Source organism: Massilia sp. LjRoot122, assembly GCF_964252725.1.
Taxonomy (GTDB): domain Bacteria; phylum Pseudomonadota; class Gammaproteobacteria; order Burkholderiales; family Burkholderiaceae_D; genus Telluria.
This window is the reverse complement of the sequence record NZ_CAXUPB020000001.1, coordinates 5011981-5030065: the sequence shown is the minus strand read 5'-3', so window position 1 is coordinate 5030065 and position 18085 is coordinate 5011981. Positions and strand designations below refer to the sequence as shown.

Here is an 18085-nt window from a genome sequence, read left to right as displayed (position 1 = left end):
ACGCTCAGCAGCAGGTGGCGTCGGCAGCCTTTACTGTACAGCAGGCCGGCGCCTTCTGCTGGTAGACCCTGCGGGTATTGCAGACGCCCGTTTCCGGCAGGTCGAGCTGGACGTCGTCGGCCGACTCCAGGTCGCCCGCGAGCGCCGCCACCACCGAGCGCACCTGCTCGTAGCCGGTGGCCAGCAGGAAGTTCGGCGCCCGGCCGTAGCTCTTGGCGCCGACCGCGTAATAGCCGGTCTCGGGATGGGCCAGCTCGCGGTGGCCGTGCGGGCGCACGCTGCCGCAGCTGTGTTCGTTCGGATCGATCAGCGGGGCCAGCGCATCGGTGCTCTCCAGCCATGGGTCGAGGCGCACGCGCAGCTCGCGCGTCAGCGCCAGGTCGGGCCGGGCGCCGGTGGCGCAGACGATTTCATCGATCCCGTCGATGGTATGGCCGACCGCGTCGATCACCAGAATGCGGCCGTCCACCTCCTTCAGGCTCACGATCGGGAACTCCTGGCGCAGCTCGAGCTGTTCGTTGTCGCGCAAGGCTTGCAGGCGCTGTCCCAGGCGGCCGCGTGCAGGCAGCCCGTCGGCATCGCCGCCGCCGAACACGCGCGCCAGCTGGCTGCCGCGGGTGGCCCAGACCAGCTGCGTGCCCGGATGATCCGTGGCCAGCTGCGCCAGCGCCAGCAGGGTGCCGGCGGCGGAATGGCCGGCGCCGACGACCAGCACGCGCTTGCCCGCATAGCGCGCCAGCTGGCTGCCCAGCACGTCCGGCATGCCGTAGGCGATGCGCGCGGCCAGCGCCGCTTCACCGATCGCCGGGATGCCGTTCGCGCCCAGCGGATTCGGCTGCGACCAGGTGCCGGTGGCGTCGATCACGGCGCGCGCCAGGTATTCGCGCGGACCGTCCGGCGTGTCGGCGCGGATGAGGAAGGGCGCCTCGCCGCGGCCGCGGGTCTTGACCTTGTCGGTGCCCTCGCGCGAGATGGCCGTGACGCGGTGGCGCAGGCGCAGGGCGCCGGCCAGGGCGGGGAGGGCAGCCAGCGGCTCCAGGTAGCGGGTGAGCAGTTCGCCGGCGCTTGGCAGCGCGTCCGCTGCCGGCATGCGCCAAGCCGCGCCCTCGAGCAGCCGGAGGGCGGCCTTGTCGACGTTGTACTGCCATGGCGAGAACAGCTGCACGTGGCGGAAGCTGGCGAGGTTCGCGCCCACGCCGGCACCGGCTTCCAGCACCAGGGGCGTCATGCCACGTTCGAACAGGTGGGCGGCGGCGGCAAGGCCGACGGGGCCGGCGCCAAGCACGGCGACAGGAAGGGTGGCGGCGATCTGGTTCATGGCGGTTCTCCTCGTAATGGTCTCGGTTAGTTATTCGTCATTCGTCGTTTGACGAATAAAGAATAAAACGCTTGTCATCGTTCTGTCAAATTATTTCGATAGGATTCGAAGCGTGACGCTTGCCGCTGACGGATGGAAAAGAATGGAAATGCTCAATGACGCCGACATGGACAGCAGGACAGCGATTGCCGCACTTGCGGCATTGGCACAGGGATCGCGACTGGCCACCTTTCGCCTGCTGGTGCGGGCGGGCCCCGCCGGCATGGCGGCCAGCCAGATTGCAGCAGCGCTCGGCATGCTTGCCTCTTCCCTTTCTTTCCACCTGAAAGAACTGAGTCATGCCGGTCTGATCGGATCACGCCAGGCAGGCCGTTTGCTCATCTACTCCGCGCGCTTCGATATCATGAATGGACTGGTGGGGTTTTTGACCGAGAACTGCTGCAAGGCTGGTATCGAGGATTGCGTCCGTTAGCCGCGGCGCACTGTGCGGCCCAGGTAGCGATACTGATTGCGATCATGTCATCAAGCCGTCAAAAAACTTCGATATATTTGGAATTATCGTAAAGATTACTCAACAATCCGGAGCCTGCGATGACTGGTCATGCCACCTTCAATGTACTTTTCCTTTGCACGGGAAACACGTCACGCAGCATCATTGCCGAAGCCATCCTGAATGCGATCGGCGGCGGCCGCTTCCATGCCTTCAGTGCGGGGAGTCACCCTGCGGGCACCGTCCACCCGATGGCGATCGAGGCGATCGCGCGCCTGCGCTTCCCGCTGGGTGAGCCGCGCAGCAAGAGCTGGGACGAGTTCAGCGGCGCCGACGCTCCCCATATGCACTTCGTGATCACCGTGTGCGACAAGGCGGCTGGCGAAGCATGTCCGCGCTGGCCGGGACATCCCATCACGGCCCACTGGAGCTTCGAGGATCCCGCCGCGTGTGCGGGCAGCGAGGAAGTGCGGCGCAAGGCATTTGCCAGGGTCAGCCGGGAGTTGAAGAGCCGCCTCGACATCTTCGCCATGCTGCCGTTCGAAAAGCTGTCGCGCATGGCGATCGAGGAGGAGTTGGGCACGCTGGCCCGGTCCGAAGCTGGCCCTGCGAACCCTCTGTCCTGAGGCGCCGCGCATGAGGAACCAGGTTTATCGCGTGCTCTTTCTCTGTACCGGCAATTCGGCGCGCAGCATCATGTCGGAAGCCTTGCTGGCGGTGCTGGGGAGGGGGCGCTTCATCGCGTATTCCGCGGGAAGCCGTCCGGCCGGTAACGTGAATCCCCTTGCGATCGAACAGATCAGGCGCTTCGATCCCGCATTCCCGGTCGCCGGGCTGCACAGCAAGGGCTGGGCGGATTTCGCGCAGCCGGCGTCCCCGCACATGGACTTCATCATCACCGTGTGCGACAGCGCGGCCGGCGAAGCATGTCCGCACTGGCCGGGGCGGCCGACCACGGCTCACTGGGGCTATCCCGACCCGGCCCAAGCTGGTGGCGGGGAGCGCGCCAGACAGGAGGCCTTCGAACTGGTCTTCAGGCAGATCCGCAAACGGGTAGAGCAGTTCATCGCATTGCCGCTGGACTGGCTGGAAGACGATGCGGTCCGGCGCGAAGCGGTACGGGCGATCGCGGCAAGGACGCCCTGATGGCACCGGGCGGGCCCGGTGCGCTATAATTAATTCCAATATTGTGGAAATATCGAATATAAGGATGGATGCCATGGACACCAAACCGGCAATCGCCGCCCTTGCCGCGCTGGCCCAGGAGTCGCGGCTGGCCACATTTCGCCTGCTGGTGCAGTCGGGTCCGGAAGGCCTGCCTGCGACCAGGATCGCCGAGGCGCTGGACGTACCGCCGTCGTCGCTGTCCTTCCACCTCAAGGAGCTCACGCATGCCGGTCTGGTCGTTCCACGCCAGTCCGGACGTTTCATCATCTACTCGGCGAATTTCGACACGATGAACGCCTTGTTGGGCTTCCTCACCGAGAAATGCTGTGGCGGCAATCCGTGCACGCCACATCCGAAAGCCGCTTGCACCAGTACTACCAATTGATTCCTCACCATCTTCGAAAGGCCTGACGTGAACGTATTGTTTCTTTGCACCGGCAACTCCTGCCGCTCGCTCATCAGCGAAGCCGTCTTTAACCATCTGGCACCGGAGGGCTGGCGTGCAATCAGTGCCGGCAGCCAGCCGACCGGCAAGCTGAACGAGAAAGCGCTTGCCCTGCTGGCCAGCAAAGGCATCTCTACCGAGGGCTACTACAGCAAGTCCTGGGATGACCTGCCGGTTACGCCGGACATCGTCGTCACCGTGTGCGCCAGCGCCGCCGGCGAAACCTGCCCGGCCTATCTTGGCCCGGTGTTGCGTACGCACTGGGGCGTGGAAGATCCGAGCCATGTGGTCGGCACCGAGGAAGAGATCGCCGCCGCCTTCGAGACTGCTTATGCGATCCTGCGCGCGCGCATTGAAGCCTTCCTGGCCTTGCCCCTCGACGCGCTCAAGAACGACAAGCCCCGCCTGAAGGCGGAGCTGGATCGCATCGGGACCCTGCTGCCATGACATTTGCCAGACGAATCGTCGCCGAGGGGCTCGGCACGGCGCTCCTGCTGGCCGTAGTCGTGGGGTCGGGCATCATGGCCGAACGGCTGGCGGGCGGCAATGTGGCGATCGCCCTGCTGGCCAATGCGATAGCGACCGGCGCCGGCCTCATCGCCCTGATCCTGATGTTCGGAACGATCTCGGGCGCGCACTTCAATCCGGTCGTCACCCTGTCGGAGGCATGGCAGAAAAACATGCCGGCCGCGGAGGTCATCCCCTACATCGCGGTCCAGATTGCCGGCGCCTTCGCGGGCGTGGCTGCCGCGCACCTGATGTTCGACGTCCCCGTGTTCGTGGCATCGGAACACGTGCGCACCGGCGCCGCACAATGGTGGAGCGAATTCGTGGCCACCTTCGGCCTCATCGCCGTCATCATCGGCTGTTCGCGCAGCCGGCCGGGCCTCACGCCGTTCGCGGTCGCGGCCTACATCACGGCCGCCTACTGGTTCACCGCGTCGACCTCGTTCGCCAACCCTGCGGTGACCCTGGCGCGCAGCGCCACCGATACCTTCGCCGGCATCCGTCCCGACGATGCATTCGGCTTCATCGTGGCGCAGCTGCTGGGTGCCGCCGCCGCGACACCGCTGTTCTGCTGGCTGTATCCGGCGGCACACCGCGAGGCGACAGTGGCCGGCACGGTAGCGCAGAGCGACTTCGCCGGCGCGGAACAAACCCAGGAGATCAAGCATGGCTGAGCTGCCCAACATCAAGCCTGAGCTGCTCGACATGCCGACGCTCGAGAAGCTGGAACCGGTAGGCGAGCTGAATCACCCGCCGCGCATCCTGATGCTGTACGGCTCGCTGCGCGAGCGCTCCTTCAGCCGCTTCCTCACTTATGAGGCGGCGCGCATCCTCGAGCATTTCGGCGCCGAGGTGAAGATCTTCGACCCGATGGAATTGCCGATGGCCGGCAGCGTGCCCGAGACCCACCCGAAGGTGGTCGAGCTGCGCGAACTGTCGCTGTGGTCGGAAGGGCAGGTGTGGTGCAGCCCTGAACGCCATGGCGCGATCACGGCGGTAATGAAGAACCAGATCGACTGGATTCCGCTGGAGCAGGGCGCGCTGCGCCCGAGCCAGGGCCGCACCCTCGCCGTGATGCAGGTCTGCGGCGGCTCGCAATCCTTCAACGTGGTGAACACGATGCGGCTGCTGGGACGCTGGATGCGCATGTTCACGATCCCCAACCAGTCCTCGGTGCCGATGGCCTACAAGGAGTTCGACGAGGCCGGCCGGATGCGCCCGTCGGCGTATTACGACCGTGTGGTGGACGTGATGGAAGAACTCTTCAAGATCACCCTCCTCATGCGCGGACGCAGCGATTACCTGACCGACCGGTATAGTGAGCGCAGCGAGCGCGCACTGCGCAAGATCGACGCGCAGATCGCGCGCCTATAGGAGGCAGGATGAAGCCGCACCGCGTCCAACTGAGCAGGAAGAAGGGCTGGAAGCTGCCGCCGAACACGGTGTCGGTGGCGCGTCCCGGCCGCTGGGGCAATCCGTTCTCGGTGGTGCCGGATGCCGCGCCGGGCACGCCGGTGGGCACGCGCTACACCGCCATGCCGAGCGTGGCGGAGGCGGTCGCCGCTTTCCGGCGCTGGGTCGAGGACAGTCCGGAAGGGCAGCGGCTGGCCGCGGAAGCGCGCGAGACACTGCGCGGCAAGAACCTGGCCTGCTGGTGCCCGCTCGACGGTCCCTGCCACGCCGAAGTCTTGCTCGACATCGCCAACCGCTAAGCTTACTTGGCCGCGACCACGCTGCCGATGCCCGACACCGACTTGTTCACCACACGCGGATTGCCGTAGTAGGTGAGGTCGCCCATGCCGCGCACGTTGGCGTTGAGCTTGTCCTTGGCGTAGATGCTCACCGAGCCGATGCCTTCGAAGCTGACGTTGGCGTCCTGCGCGACCAGGCCCTTGGTGTCGACTTCGCCCACGCCCTGGGCGCGCAGGCGCAGGTCGCGCACTTCGCCGTCGATGACCAGGCGGCCGGCGCCGCGGTAGTTCACATCCAGGCGCTCGCCACGGATATTACTCAGGCGCATCACGCCGGCGCCTTCCCCCTTGAAGGTCTGCAGCGCCGGCAGCGTGACGATCACGCGGTCGCTGTTCTGCAGGCTGTTGCGGGTGCTGTCCTTCATGTCGAGGCGCAGTTCGCCATCGACCACTTCGCTGGTCACGCGCTCGATGAAGCGCGGGTCCCCCTGGACCTTGAGCGAGAAGGATTTGCCGGCTTCCACCACCAGGCTCACCGGGCCATGCACGGCGATATCCTTGAACGGCGTGACGCTGCGGAGTTGCTCGTCAGCATGAGCGCAGATCGACGTGAGGGACAGGACGGCGGCAAGGATCAGGCGTTGCATGGTGGTCTCCGGTAAGTGGTATGAATCCATTGTAGGGAGACGGCGCAGGCCGGGGTGGCGTTTGCGACGAACTGCAAAAATGCGAGGGTGGACGGTTGCGAAGGCGGAATGGTCACAGCGTCAATACGACTGTGTGCGCTGTTGCACATTTGTCCTGCCAGATCGTGAAAAAACCGTGCGCACGATTGGCGGCGTGACAATATTGTCGAGGAGTTAAGGCTATAATTTTCCTGTCCACTTTGTCGCCGATACCATGCACATCTCTACCGTTACCCTACCTGAAATGAAGCTCGCCGGACTGCCGCTGGCAGGTCCGTTCTCGGTTCTGGAGGCGGACATGCCGGACATCTGGAGCAGCTTCCTGGAGCGCGAAAGCGAACTGGGCGAAACCAATGGGCTGCGCTACGGCGTGAGCCTGCAAGACAAGGACGGGGTGCACATCGAGTGCGTCGCCGCCGAGGTGAGCGACCTCAACAATCTGCCGCCGGGCATGATCGGGATCCGCATCCCGGAGCGCCGCTACGCGATGCTGACCCACCGCGGTCCGGTGACGCGGGTGCAGGCCACCTACCTGACCGGCTACGCCGCGATCGAGCAGCTGGGCATGGTGCAGGACGAGGAAGGTTGGCGCATCGAACGCTACGACCGCCGCTACACGCCGGCGCTCCACGATGGCAACCGTCCGGACAACGCCTACGACATCCTGATCCCGCTGCTGTGAGTGGGCTGCGCGCGTGCGCAGCCCACGAATATGGTGCCGGTATATTTCCCGACCGCCGGCGCCGGTAGGGCGGCTTGCGCCGCCAGCATCCCTTCCCAAGGACAAGGCCATTCTGCCTGCCGATTGTGACAGGCGTTTGACCGAATACGCCTGTCAGGGAACGTCGTCGGCCGGCCGGTCGCCCGGCTCCTCGTGGGTTGCGGCGAAAATCGCGCTTTCGGTGGACTGCTCCATGTCCTCGAGGCTGTCCTCGTCGATTTCCGGCGGACTGAGCATGTCGGCGAGCATGGCCCGCAGTTCAGGGGTATTCCAATCGGCACCGGCCCGCTCGCAGCGCTCGATGTAGTTGAGCACTTCGCGGTTCTGTGCCGGGCTCAGTGGAAGTCCCTGCCAGGTCTGCCCCGGAGACAATTCGGTTTTCATTTTCTACCTCGCTTCGCGGCTGTCTGCCGCGTTGTTCCAACTATACGCCGCACAGTGTCATGCAGCGCACGAAAGGGCGTGGGAGTGGTGTTGCAATACGGCTAACGTGCGCTGGTCCGACATACCCGGCGCTACACTCGAAAACGCCCGACATCACCCGATGTCAGAACGATTGAGACGCCGTCCGGCGATCCCGGAAAGGCCGCCCATACCATCGAAAGACAGGAGAAGATCATGCAGAAAAACCAGGTCGTCAAGCAGTTGCTCGCAATCGGCGCCGTGGCCGCCATGTTCAGCGCCTTCGGCGTGCAGGCCCAGACCAGCGGCCAGAGCGCCCAGTCGATGACGAACCAGAGCGCGGCCGGCAAGCCCAACCTGACCGGCAAGACCGCCGCCGACGGCACCGTCAACAACACCAGCAGCCAGGGCATGGAAGACCGCAGCGCGCAGGTGGGCGCATCCGGCAGCAAGGGCACCACCCGCGCCGAGGGCGCGAAGTCGCACACCGCCGACACCATGCAGTCCACCTCGGGCGCATCGGGCGCCGCCGGCGCCACCGCGTCCGGCGCGGCCAAGCTGGGCGCCGCCGACAAGAAGGCGATGATGGACATGGCGATCGCCAACATGGCCGAGGTCGAAACCGGCAAGCTGGCGCTGAGCAAGAGCCAGAATGCCGAGGTGAAGACCTTCGCCCAGCAGATGATCGACGACCACGGCAAGGCCCTGTCCGAACTGCAGACCCTGGCCCAGACCAAGGGCGTGACCCTGCCGACCGAACTCGACGCCAAGCACAAGGCGATGGCGGCCAAGCTGGAAAAACTCACCGGCGACGCTTTCGACAAGGAATACATGAAGCAGGCCGGCCTGAAAGACCACAAGGCCACCCATGCCAAGCTGCAGAAGATCAGCAAGAGCGCCAGGGATGCCGACGTGAAGGCCGCGGCCGACAAGACCATCCCGACGGTCGAGCAGCACCTGAAGGCGGCCCAGCAGATGTCGTCCGCGAAGTCCGGCACAACTTCGGGTAAATAAGTGGGCCGGCCCGCACGCAGGCTATAAGGAGAATTCCAATGCAGAAGACACTGCGGCTTCACCATGTTCTCGCGCTGTCCTTGGCCGGCGCGATGTTCGCCGCGGGCGCCGTGCAGGCCCAGGCGACGGCACAGGGCACGACCGCCGCCGCCGCGGCAGCGAAGACGGCGCCGGCTGCCGCGTCGGCCACCGCTCCCGCAGCCAAGCTGGACCGCTCGGACCGCAAGGCCCTGACCCGGATGGCCGAGGCCAATATCGCGGAAATCACCGCCGGCAAGCTGGCGCTGTCCAAGGCGAGCAATCCCGAGGTCAAGGCTTACGCCCAGCGCATGGTCGACGAGCACACCAAGGCCCTGGCCGAAGTGCAGGCGCTGGCCCAGGCCAAGGGCGTCGAGTTGCCGAAGGAGCCGAACGTCAAGCACAAAGCCAAGGGGGCGATGCTCGAGGCCCTGAACGGCGACATTTTCGACCGCACCTACATCAAGCAGTCGGGCCGGCGCGACCACCGCGTCACGCACGAGCAGCTGAACGACAACATGGACAAGATCAAGGACCCGGACATCAAGGCCCTGGCCATGAAGATGCGGCCGGTCGTCGAGCAGCACCTGCTGGCGGCGGAGGAACTGATCGCCAAGACCGCGCGCGGCGCCACCGGCACGGCGGGCACGCCGGGCAACGACACCAGCACCGCGACCGGCAAGGAACCGACGCCGATGAAGAAGTAGGGACGGTTCAGCTTCCCGGGGCGAGGCCCTTCCATTTCCCTTCGATGCGCTCGATGGCGATCTCGATGCCGACGATCGCCTTGAGCATGCCCTTGATATAGTCCGGCGGCGCATCCGCCACCGACCACGGCTGCGGCTGCGCCGCTTCGTGATGCCGGGTCTGCCCGTGCAGGACCTCCAGCAGCCAGGCCGGATCATCGACTGTGCGCAGCCGTCCGTGCACGTGCACGACGTGGTAATCCCAGGTCGGCACCACCCGTCCGCCGGTGTCCCGCTTTTCCTGCTGGTCGGGCGGCACGTAGGCGGCGGGGCCGCGGAACACGGCCAGCACCTGCTGGCCGGCGCGGCGCCAGACCGGGTTTGCGCGCGCCACGTGGGCACGCAGCAGGCCGAGGCCGTCGCCCGGCGTCTCCACGAATTCGAAGGGGAGATGGTCGGCATCCGGCCGCCCGTCGTCCTGCGTGACGAGCATGCCCAGCGCATGCTGCCTGATGAGCTCCCGCATGGCTTGCGGGTCCTGCTGGCGGTGGCGGGTCGGCAGGTACATCAGCGCTCCCCCACGACGAGAACCTCGGTCTTCAGCGAATTGGCGATATAGCAGCGCGCATGGGCTGCGTGATGAAGGGCGTCCAGTTCTTCACGGGAGGGCTGGCGCTCGCCTGCGAAGGCGATCGCAGGGCGCAGTTCGATGCGCGTCATCGCGACGCGGCCGTCGCCATCCTCGCCCAGGCAGCCGATGGCATTGTCCACATAGCTGTCGACCGTGAAGCCGCGCTGGGCCGCCAGCGAGAGGAAAAACAGCATGTGGCAGCTCGCGGCCGCGGCCACCAGCGCTTCTTCCGGATCCACGGCCGCCGGGTCGGACATCGGCAGCGGCACCGACAGCGGCGAGGACGAGGCCGGCACCTGCAGGCCGCCGTCGAACCGCCAGTCATGGGCGCGGCTGTAGCGCCCATCCAGGAAATCCTGGCCGGCGCGCTGCCAGGCCACATGTGCTTCGAACTCCTTCATCGCTCCTCCATGCTGGTGAAGCCATGATCTTAAGTCTGCCTTTGGCTTGCCCAAAGTGCCAATCCGCGCGAAGATGGGCGTACCAATCATGCACATCCACGACCTGTTTGCTTCCGTGCCGCTCGAGCGCAGCGCGGCCATGCCCCTGTTCCGCCAGCTCTATGCCCGGCTCAAGGACGCCATCCTGCACGGCAGGCTGGCGCCGGGCGCGCGCCTGCCCGCCACGCGCGAGCTGGCGCAGCAGCTGCAGGTGTCGCGCCAGACCGTGCTCGCCGCCTACGACCAGCTGACGGCCGAGGGCTACCTGCGCGGCGGGGTCGGGCAGGGCACGTTCGTGGATGCCGCACTGCCGGTGGCGCGCCAGGCGCCGGCCGCGCCGTCGGTAGCGGCCGGCCTGCTGCGTCCGCTGCCGGAGCGGGGCGCCGCGATGGCCGCCAGCATGGCGCGCGTGCGCTATCACGACGGCCCGGTGCGCGCCTTCCGGCCCAGCATGCCGGGACTGGACCTGTTTCCCTTCGAGGTCTGGCGCAAGCTGGAGATGCGTGCGCTGCGCCGTCCCGGGCCGCACCTCGGCTACGGCGCCCCGCGCGGCGACCTGCGCCTGCGCGAACTGCTGTGCGCCTACCTGCGCGCCTCGCGCGGCGTCGACTGCACCCCGGAGCAGGTGATCATCACCTCGGGTTCGCAGCAGGCCCTGTACCTGCTCGCGCACCTGCTGCTGGCGCCGGGCGACGGTGTCTGGGTCGAGTCGCCGGGCTACCAGGGCGCCTGCGCGCCGATGACGGTGGCGGGCGCACGCATCTGCACCGTGCCGGTCGATGCCGAGGGCATGGACGTGGCCTGGGCCGCCGCGCACCATCCCGATGCGCGCATGGTGTTCGCCACGCCTTCGCACCAGCTGCCGCTCGGCGTCACCATGAGCCTGGCCCGGCGCCTCGCGCTGCTGCGCTGGGCCGGCGCCAACAAGGCCTGGATCATCGAAGACGACTACGACAGCGAATACCGCTATACCGGGCCGCCGCTGGCTTCGCTGCAAAGCCTGGACCGCGCCGGCTGCGTGATCTACACCGGCACGCTGTCGAAGGTACTGTTCCCCGCCCTGCGCCTGGGCTACGTGGTGGCGCCGCCGGCGCTGGCCGAACCGCTGGCCCATGCGAAGGCGGTGGTCGACCGCCACAGCGCCATCCTGCCGCAGATGGTGCTGGCGGATTTCATCGCCGAAGGCCACTTCGCGCGCCACATCCGGCGCACCCGCGACGCCTATGCCGAGCGGCGCGCGGCGTTGCTGGATGCGATCGGTGCCCGCCTTGGCGAGCGCCTGCGCTGCGGTCCCTCGGACGCGGGGCTCGACCTGTGCCTGCATTTCCGTCCCGGCGCCGATGGGCGCTTCCCGGACGAGGCCCGGGTGGCGCAGGCGGCGCTCGACACCGGCATCGAGCTGCGTCCGCTCGCCTACTACGCCAACCCGCAAGCGGGGCCCGCCTGCGCGGTCGATCCCGGCCTGGTGCTCGGCTTCTCGGCCGTCGGCCCCGCGGACATCCGCCGCGGCGTGGAGCAGCTAGCCGCGGTGCTGGAGCGGACGGCCTGATTTATACTTCCGCGATGACTACCGCGACCTCTCCCACCCGCTGCTCCTGGGCCAATATGGCCAACCCGCGCTACCTCGCCTACCACGATCACGAGTGGGGCGTTCCCTGCCACGACGAGACCACGCTGTTCGAGATGCTCAACCTCGAAGGGGCGCAGGCCGGCCTGTCCTGGGAAACCATCCTGAACAAGCGCGACAGCTACCGCGCTGCCTTTGACAACTGGGACGCGTCGACCATCGCGCGCTACGACGAGGCCAAGGTGGCCGGGCTGCTGGCCAACCCGGGTATCGTGCGCAACCGCCTGAAGGTGGCCGCCGCCATCACCAATGCGAAAGCCTACCTGGCGATGCGCGAGCAGGGACTGACGCTGGACGCCTACCTGTGGGGCTGGGTCGACGGCAAGCCGCTCGTCAACGTCTGGCCGGACGGCGCGCGTCCCGCCAAGACCGACTTGTCCGACCGCATCTCGAAAGACCTGTCCAGGCGCGGCTTCAAGTTCGTCGGCTCGACCATCATCTATGCCTACCTGCAGGGCATCGGCGTGGTGAACGACCATGACAAGGCCTGCTTCTGCTACGCGGGATCTTGACATGGACCTGGGCGCACACTGGCGCGGGCGCGAACGCTATACGGTGTTCGACACCGCGTATGGCGGCGGCGCCCGGGTGCGCGCGCTGCAGGACGCCTGGCGTGCCGATCCGGAGCGTCCGGCGCGGCTGCACGTCGTGGCCCTCACCGAAGGCTTGCTGCCGGGCTTCCACCGCATTCCGCAGGACGACCCGGGCCTGACGCTGACCCTGCTCGCCGCGCCGCTCGACGAGGCGCTGGCGCAGCTGGGCGCGCAGCCCGACTACTTCCACCTGCAAGGCATCGCCGGAACCGGCTTCGCACGGCCGCTGGCACGCATCGCGGCGGCAGGCGCGCGCCTGCATGCCGAGGGCCTGGACGGCGAACAGCGCGTGGCGCTGCAGGCGCAGGGCTTCGTCTTCGATGGCGACAGCGGCAGCGCGAGCTTCGCCAGCCGCAAGCCGCGCCTCCCGGTCCCGCCGGTGCTGCCGGCAGCGCAGAAGCGCGCCATCGTCCTCGGCGCGGGACTGGCCGGTTCCGCCGCCTGCGCCAGCCTGTGCGCGCGCGGCTGGCAGGTGAGCCTGGTCGAGCGCCACCCGGCGCCGGCCATGGAAGCCTCGGGCAACCTGGCCGGCATCTTCATGCCGCTGCTGTCGCGCGACGACAATATCCCGACCCGCCTGACGCGCGCGGCCTACCTGTATGCGCTGCGCACCTGGCGCCAGCTGGGCGGCGTCGGCGGCGCCATCGAAGGCGAGGCCTGCGGCGTGCTGCAACTGGCGCGCGACGCCGGCCACGCCGAAGTCTCGCGCGCGATCGCACGTGAAGCGCACTATCCGGCGGACTTCGCACGCTGGCTGGAGCGCCCCGAGGCCGAAGCGCTGCTCGGGCTGCCCGCACCGGATGGCGGCTGGCTGTTCCCGCAGGGCGGCTGGGCACGCCCCGGCAGCGTGTGCGAGGCGATGCTGCAGTCGTGCGGCGATCGTCTCGAACGCCGTTTCGGCGCCGGCACGGTGGAGCTGGTGCGCGAGGGCGAGGACTGGCTGGCCAAGAGCGAGGACGGCGCCACCGTCGCCCGCGCACCGACCGTGGTGCTGGCCACCGGCGCCGGTGCGCGCAGCCTGGCGCAATCGCGCGCGCTGCCGCTGGCCGCGCTGCGCGGGCAGGTGAGCCACCTGGACAACGGCAGCCTGCCCGCCTTGCCGCTGGTGCTGTGCCGCGAAGCCTACCTGACCCCGGCTGCCGGCGGCATCGCCTGCGCCGGCGCCACCTATGACCTGGATGCCGACCCGCAGCTGCGCATCGCCAGCCACGAAGAGAACCTCGAACGCCTGCGCGGCCTCGTGTCCGACCCCGCAGCGGCCGCGGGTGCGCCGCTGGCCGGCCGCGTGGGCTTCCGCTGCGTGGCCCCGGACCGGCTGCCGCTGGTCGGCCGCCTGCCGGATTTTGCCGCCGCCGGCGCCACCGAGCGCCTGCGCGACCTGCCGCGCCATCCCGGCCTGCATGCGCTGCTCGGCTATGCCTCGCGCGGCCTGATCTGGGCGCCCCTGGCCGCCGAACTGCTGGCCGCGCAGCTGGAGGGCGAACCGCTGCCGCTGGAGACGGCCCTGGTCGACGCGCTCGATCCCGCACGCTTCGTGCTGCGCGCCCGCCGCCGCGCTGTGTTGCTTTGACGCAAAACGTTACATTCCACCATAAACTGTCAAATCGCGGGCGGTATAATTGACGTAAGGTAATTTTCGGCCGAAGCCCGGCCACCTCGATGGAAGATCCACACTCGCCCCTGTCCATGTTCCTCGCGTCGACTGCGCACGACATGAAGAATTCGATCAGCGTCCTGTCCGGCACGCTCGAGCGCCTGCTCGTCGACGCCTCGCCCGAGACCGAGAAGGCGTATCCGCAGATGGCGCAGATGCTGTACCAGACGCGCCGCCTGAACGACAACCTCATGCAGCTGCTGGCGCTGTACAAGCACGTGGGCACCCCCGAGTATCCGTTCGACGTGCAGCCGCTCGAGGTCGGCCAGCTGGCCGAGCAGGTGGTCGCGCTCGAACGCGTGCTGCTGGAATCGCGCGGCATCCGGCTCGACCTCGACCTCGATCCGGAGCTGGTGTGGCACTTCGATGAAGACCTGATCGTCGGGGTGGTGTCGCATGCGGTCAACAATGCCGTGCACTACACCCAGGACCGCATCCTGCTGGTGGCGCGCGAACGCGACGGCTGGCTCGAGATCCGCGTCGAGGACAACGGCGCCGGCTTCCCCGCCACCCTGCTGGAGGCGGGGAGCGAGGCGATGAGCGGCACGGCCTTCGGCGTCAACTTCCTGACCAACAGCGCCGGCCTGGGCCTGCATTTCTCGCGCGAGGTGGCGCGCATGCACCGCCACCGTGAACGCAGCGGTATGGTGCGTCTCGAAAACGGCGGCCGGCTCGGTGGCGGCTGCTTCATCCTGACGCTGCCATGAACGCGGTCACAAGCGCTTTCGCCTCGCCCACGGCGGACCAGGTCGACTGGGCATCCAAAACCTACCTCGTGGTCGACGACTTCATCGGCGTGCGCCAGCTGCTGCGTGAAGCCCTGCGCAGCCTGGGCGCGCGCAACATCGACCAGGCGTCCAGCGGCGGCGAGGCCATGGGCCTGCTGAACAAGACCCGCTACGACGTGGTGCTGTGCGATTTCAACCTCGGCGAGGGCAAGAACGGCCAGCAGGTGCTGGAAGAGGCGCGCATGCGCAACCTGCTGCTGCCCTCGAGCGTGTTCCTGATGGTGTCGGCCGAAAAAAGCGTCGAGTCGGTGATGGGCGCGGCCGAGCACCAGCCGGACGCCTACCTGGTCAAGCCGATCACCGAAGGCGTGCTGCTCACGCGCCTGAATCGCGTATGGCGCAAGAAGCAGGTGTTCAGCCTGATCGACCAGGCCTATGCCGAGAAGGACTACCTGCGCGCCGCGCGCCTGTGCGACGAGCAGATCGCGGGCAACAAGCCGCACGAGATCGACCTGCTGCGCATGAAGGCGCGGCTGATGGAAAAGAGCGGGGAACCGGCCAAGGCGCGCGAGACCTACGAACGCGTGCTGGCCCAGCGCGAGTACCAGTGGGCGCGCGCGGGCCTGGCCAAGATCCGCATGGCCGACGGCGACTTCGAGCAGGCACGCCAGATGTTCCAGACCGTGATCGCCGAGAACCGCTACTACATCGACGCCTACGACCAGCTGGCGCTGGCCTGGCAGAACATGGGCAAGCATGAAGAAGCCCTGAACATCCTCGAGCGCGCCGCCAAGCTGTCGCCCAATTCGGTGCCGCGCCAGCGCAACCTCGGCCAGGCCTGCCTGAAGCTGGGGAACGTCGGCATGGCGGAGAAGGCCTTCCGCAAGTGCATCGCGATCGGCGAGTACTCGATCCGCAAGACGCCGGACGCCTACCTCGGCCTGGCGCGCGTGTGCGGCCTGAAGAACGACCCGAAGGAAGCGCTGCAGCTGCTGATCGCGGCTCAGCGCGAGTTTGGTGCGGACCATCCGGACATGGAGCTGCGCACCAAGATCACCGAGGGCCTGGTGTACCACGAGAGCGGCGACTACCGCCGTGCGCGCAAGGCCGGCGACGAGCTGGAAGCGCTGCTGCAGGCGACCCCGGAACGCCCCGACGTGCCGACCTGCCTCGAGATGGCGACCCTGCTGTTCGCGGTCGGGGTCAAGGAAGCGCCGGCCGACCTGCTGTGCTACGTGATCCGCAACAACCACGACAACACCCTGCTGCAGGACGAGGTGCAGCAGATCTTCGAGAAGGCGCGCATGGGCGAGGAAGGCGAAAAGCTGATCCGCGGCGCGCGCAAGGAAGCGATCGACCTGATGAACCAGGGCGTGCTGCTGTGGAAGACCGGCAAGCTGGCCGAGGCGGTCGAATGGATGCGCAACGCACGCGCGGCGCTGCCGCACAACGTGCGCATCCTGTTCAACTCCGCGCAGATCCTGATCTCGCACCTGCAGCAGCGCGGCTACAGCGTGGAGCTGCACGAGGAAGCGCACGGCGTGCTGGGGCACGTGGACCGGGTGCAGCCGGGGCAGCAGCGATTCGCGCAGCTGATGGAGCAGCTGATGGGGCTGGTGCCCAAGGTGGAAGAGGTGCCGGCGGTGGCGGAGGCTGCCGCTACTTGAGTGAGCGCCGCGCATAAGGCGGCGACATCGAGCCCACCATCCTGTCTGCGCGCCGCCGCCGCCGCCCTGCCCAGCGCGCACTCCCCGACGTACTGCCCCAGCGCCCGGTAACTCTCGAACTGCGTCTCGTCGAACCACTGGTCCACCGAGCTTTCGTGCGGATACGCCGGGTGCACCTTGCGGTAGTTGAGCAGGTCGGCGTTTTCCTTGCCGACGATGGCCGGTTTCAGGTACAGCAGCGTGCCGTCGACGCCGCCCTGGTCCACCCCGCTGTAGCGCACCGTGCCCAGCGCGCAGCTGGACCCGCACAGGCCTTCATCGCCCAGCTGCGCCAGCTGCGAGACATCGAGGTCGATCCGCACGTGCAGGTCGGTGGCGCACTTGCGGATCGCATTGCCCAGGTCCTCGAAGGCCAGGCGGCCGTCGCTGGCCACGTCCACCGCGATGATCAGGCGGCAGCGCCGCCGCACCAGTTCGTAGATGCCGAGGTTGTCGAAGTGCCCGCCGTCGGACAGGTAGACATAGCTGGCGTCGGCATTGGTCAGGCCGAACAGCTCGGCCAGGAGGCTGAACAACCCGACCGGCGGCGAGGACTGCTGCCAGGCCGCCTTGCGCGGATTGGGACACCAGCGGCCGAGGCGCACGTTAAACATCGTCATCAGGAAGTTCAGCGGCGGCGACGAATGCGCACCCATGTTCGGGCTGGCCGCCGCGCCCGAAACGGCGATCGCCATCCCGAGCCGCACGCCGGCATCGTCGTCGGCTCCGGCGCCCGAGCGCGAGCCGTAGGCGTCGGTCGGGCGGTAGCAGCCGCTGACCGATCCCACCGGCAGTTCGAAGCCGCAGTAGCGCGGCGTGAAGGTGAAGGAGGCCGCCTTGCGGGTGCGCCAGGCCAGTTCCTCGCCGCCGACCAGGTTGAGCGAGGTATTGATGATGTGGCAGGGCCGCTGCTGCTTCAGGTCCGCCAGCAGCGGGTCGTCGCCCGGGTCGAAGCCGGTGAAGGGATGCGGCTTGCGCGCGCGGCTGCTGGCGCCGAAGTAGGCGCGCACCAGGCGGTTCCGATACAGCATATACAGCGAGAACTTGTTGATGTCGACACGCCAGCCGAGCAGCAGGGCGGCGCCGAGGAATCCCGCGAAGGCGATCGCCAGCTTGTCGCCGTCGGTCGCGAGGGTGGCGCTGGTGTGGGCGCCGTAGACGCAGGCCAGGGTGATGACGCCGGGGCAGTCGATGCGCGGCGGCGCCACCGTCACCTGCACCAGTGCACTGAGGAGTGCGAATACGCCGGCGGTGAACACGTAGGGCGCCAGCCTTGCCGCCAGGTCGAGCCGGGAGTCTGTGGCGCGGATGCCGGTGGCGCTGCCGCTGCCCGCCTTCAGGCCGAACCAGGTCATGGCCAGCCAGCCCAGCACCGTGCCGGCATGCGACCATGGGTCGTAGGTCAGCCAGGCCCAGTGCAGCAGCGGCGCCAGGAAGAAGGCCACGCCGAACATCGCGGCCCAGGCCAGCGCGAAGATCCAGGTCCAGGCGCCTTGCCGGCTCCACCATTCGCGGCTGGCGTCGCTGTACATGCGGCCGATCAGGCCGATCATCAAGGTCA

General features: G+C 67.7%; 21 protein-coding genes. 16 read left to right on the top strand and 5 right to left on the bottom strand.

Annotated features, from left to right (window positions below; all coding sequences use genetic code 11):
* Positions 1-4: 4 nt before the first annotated feature.
* Positions 5-1318 carry an NAD(P)-binding domain-containing protein gene (locus tag ACSQ25_RS22120; RefSeq protein WP_436107797.1) on the bottom strand — a complete coding sequence of 438 codons (1314 nt, stop codon included), beginning with the start codon at positions 1316-1318 and terminating at the stop codon, positions 5-7.
* A gap of 166 nt (positions 1319-1484) precedes the next feature.
* On the opposite strand from ACSQ25_RS22120, the gene ACSQ25_RS22115 reads away from it, so the two are divergent.
* The 8 genes from ACSQ25_RS22115 to ACSQ25_RS22080 all read left to right on the top strand — a co-directional run bounded on the left by ACSQ25_RS22115 (position 1485) and on the right by ACSQ25_RS22080 (position 5639).
* The gene (locus tag ACSQ25_RS22115) at positions 1485-1790 is read left to right on the top strand and encodes an ArsR/SmtB family transcription factor (protein WP_436108120.1); all 306 of its coding nucleotides are present in this window, start codon (positions 1485-1487) and stop codon (positions 1788-1790) included.
* A 119-nt stretch (positions 1791-1909) separates the two neighbouring features.
* Complete coding sequence (locus tag ACSQ25_RS22110) at positions 1910-2434, top strand: arsenate reductase ArsC (protein WP_436107796.1); 525 nt, start codon at positions 1910-1912, stop codon at positions 2432-2434.
* A 10-nt stretch (positions 2435-2444) separates the two neighbouring features.
* Positions 2445-2954 carry an arsenate reductase ArsC gene (locus ACSQ25_RS22105; protein WP_436107795.1) on the top strand — a complete coding sequence of 170 codons (510 nt, stop codon included), beginning with the start codon at positions 2445-2447 and terminating at the stop codon, positions 2952-2954.
* A gap of 73 nt (positions 2955-3027) precedes the next feature.
* Positions 3028-3360 (top strand): ArsR/SmtB family transcription factor, encoded by a 333-nt coding sequence (locus tag ACSQ25_RS22100; protein WP_436107794.1) that lies wholly within the window; start codon positions 3028-3030, stop codon positions 3358-3360.
* A gap of 27 nt (positions 3361-3387) precedes the next feature.
* Complete coding sequence (locus tag ACSQ25_RS22095) at positions 3388-3867, top strand: arsenate reductase ArsC (RefSeq protein ID WP_436107793.1); 480 nt, start codon at positions 3388-3390, stop codon at positions 3865-3867.
* Positions 3864-4601, top strand: coding sequence for an aquaporin (locus tag ACSQ25_RS22090; protein WP_436107792.1), 738 nt, complete (start codon positions 3864-3866; stop codon positions 4599-4601). Before ACSQ25_RS22095 ends, ACSQ25_RS22090 begins: the two co-directional genes overlap by 4 nt.
* Positions 4594-5301, top strand: coding sequence for an arsenical resistance protein ArsH (gene arsH, locus ACSQ25_RS22085; protein WP_436107791.1), 708 nt, complete (start codon positions 4594-4596; stop codon positions 5299-5301). The genes ACSQ25_RS22090 and arsH overlap by 8 nt, the downstream gene beginning before the upstream one ends.
* An 8-nt stretch (positions 5302-5309) precedes the next feature.
* Positions 5310-5639 (top strand): DUF4326 domain-containing protein, encoded by a 330-nt coding sequence (locus ACSQ25_RS22080; RefSeq protein ID WP_436107790.1) that lies wholly within the window; start codon positions 5310-5312, stop codon positions 5637-5639.
* 2 nt (positions 5640-5641) lie between these two features.
* Here the strand turns inward: ACSQ25_RS22080 and ACSQ25_RS22075 are convergent, their stop codons facing one another.
* Complete coding sequence (locus ACSQ25_RS22075) at positions 5642-6265, bottom strand: head GIN domain-containing protein (protein WP_436107789.1); 624 nt, start codon at positions 6263-6265, stop codon at positions 5642-5644.
* Between the two features lie 253 nt (positions 6266-6518).
* Here ACSQ25_RS22075 and ACSQ25_RS22070 point away from each other — a divergent pair, with 253 nt between their 5' ends.
* The gene (locus ACSQ25_RS22070) at positions 6519-6986 is read left to right on the top strand and encodes a GyrI-like domain-containing protein (RefSeq protein ID WP_436107788.1); all 468 of its coding nucleotides are present in this window, start codon (positions 6519-6521) and stop codon (positions 6984-6986) included.
* Positions 6987-7139: 153 nt separating this feature from the next.
* Here ACSQ25_RS22070 and ACSQ25_RS22065 read toward each other — a convergent pair whose 3' ends face one another.
* The gene (locus ACSQ25_RS22065; RefSeq protein ID WP_436107787.1) at positions 7140-7409 is read right to left on the bottom strand and encodes a hypothetical protein; all 270 of its coding nucleotides are present in this window, start codon (positions 7407-7409) and stop codon (positions 7140-7142) included.
* A gap of 234 nt (positions 7410-7643) precedes the next feature.
* Between ACSQ25_RS22065 and ACSQ25_RS22060 the strand changes: the two genes are divergently transcribed.
* Together ACSQ25_RS22060 and ACSQ25_RS22055 are read left to right on the top strand one after the other, a co-directional pair.
* Positions 7644-8441, top strand: a complete 798-nt coding sequence (locus ACSQ25_RS22060) for a DUF4142 domain-containing protein (protein WP_436107786.1) — start codon at positions 7644-7646, stop codon at positions 8439-8441.
* A gap of 38 nt (positions 8442-8479) precedes the next feature.
* Positions 8480-9166, top strand: coding sequence for a DUF4142 domain-containing protein (locus ACSQ25_RS22055; RefSeq protein WP_436107785.1), 687 nt, complete (start codon positions 8480-8482; stop codon positions 9164-9166).
* 7 nt (positions 9167-9173) lie between these two features.
* On the opposite strand, the gene ACSQ25_RS22050 is transcribed toward ACSQ25_RS22055, so the two are convergent.
* Positions 9174-9713 carry an FMN-binding negative transcriptional regulator gene (locus ACSQ25_RS22050; protein WP_436107784.1) on the bottom strand — a complete coding sequence of 180 codons (540 nt, stop codon included), beginning with the start codon at positions 9711-9713 and terminating at the stop codon, positions 9174-9176.
* Positions 9713-10177: an OsmC family protein gene (locus ACSQ25_RS22045; RefSeq protein WP_436107783.1), complete on the bottom strand. Its 465-nt coding sequence runs from the start codon at positions 10175-10177 to the stop codon at positions 9713-9715. The genes ACSQ25_RS22050 and ACSQ25_RS22045 overlap by 1 nt, the downstream gene beginning before the upstream one ends.
* Positions 10178-10265: 88 nt before the next feature.
* Here ACSQ25_RS22045 and ACSQ25_RS22040 point away from each other — a divergent pair, with 88 nt between their 5' ends.
* From ACSQ25_RS22040 to ACSQ25_RS22020, 5 genes are all read left to right on the top strand, one after another.
* Positions 10266-11765: a PLP-dependent aminotransferase family protein gene (locus ACSQ25_RS22040; protein WP_436107782.1), complete on the top strand. Its 1500-nt coding sequence runs from the start codon at positions 10266-10268 to the stop codon at positions 11763-11765.
* A gap of 14 nt (positions 11766-11779) precedes the next feature.
* The gene (locus ACSQ25_RS22035; protein WP_436107781.1) at positions 11780-12355 is read left to right on the top strand and encodes a DNA-3-methyladenine glycosylase I; all 576 of its coding nucleotides are present in this window, start codon (positions 11780-11782) and stop codon (positions 12353-12355) included.
* 1 nt (position 12356) lies between these two features.
* Positions 12357-14006 carry an FAD-dependent 5-carboxymethylaminomethyl-2-thiouridine(34) oxidoreductase MnmC gene (mnmC, locus tag ACSQ25_RS22030; RefSeq protein ID WP_436107780.1) on the top strand — a complete coding sequence of 550 codons (1650 nt, stop codon included), beginning with the start codon at positions 12357-12359 and terminating at the stop codon, positions 14004-14006.
* Positions 14007-14095: 89 nt separating this feature from the next.
* Entirely contained in the window at positions 14096-14797 is a 702-nt protein-coding gene (locus tag ACSQ25_RS22025; RefSeq protein WP_436107779.1) for a sensor histidine kinase, read from the top strand.
* Complete coding sequence (locus tag ACSQ25_RS22020; RefSeq protein WP_436107778.1) at positions 14794-16485, top strand: response regulator; 1692 nt, start codon at positions 14794-14796, stop codon at positions 16483-16485. The genes ACSQ25_RS22025 and ACSQ25_RS22020 overlap by 4 nt, the downstream gene beginning before the upstream one ends.
* The last annotated feature ends 1600 nt before the right edge of the window (positions 16486-18085 follow it).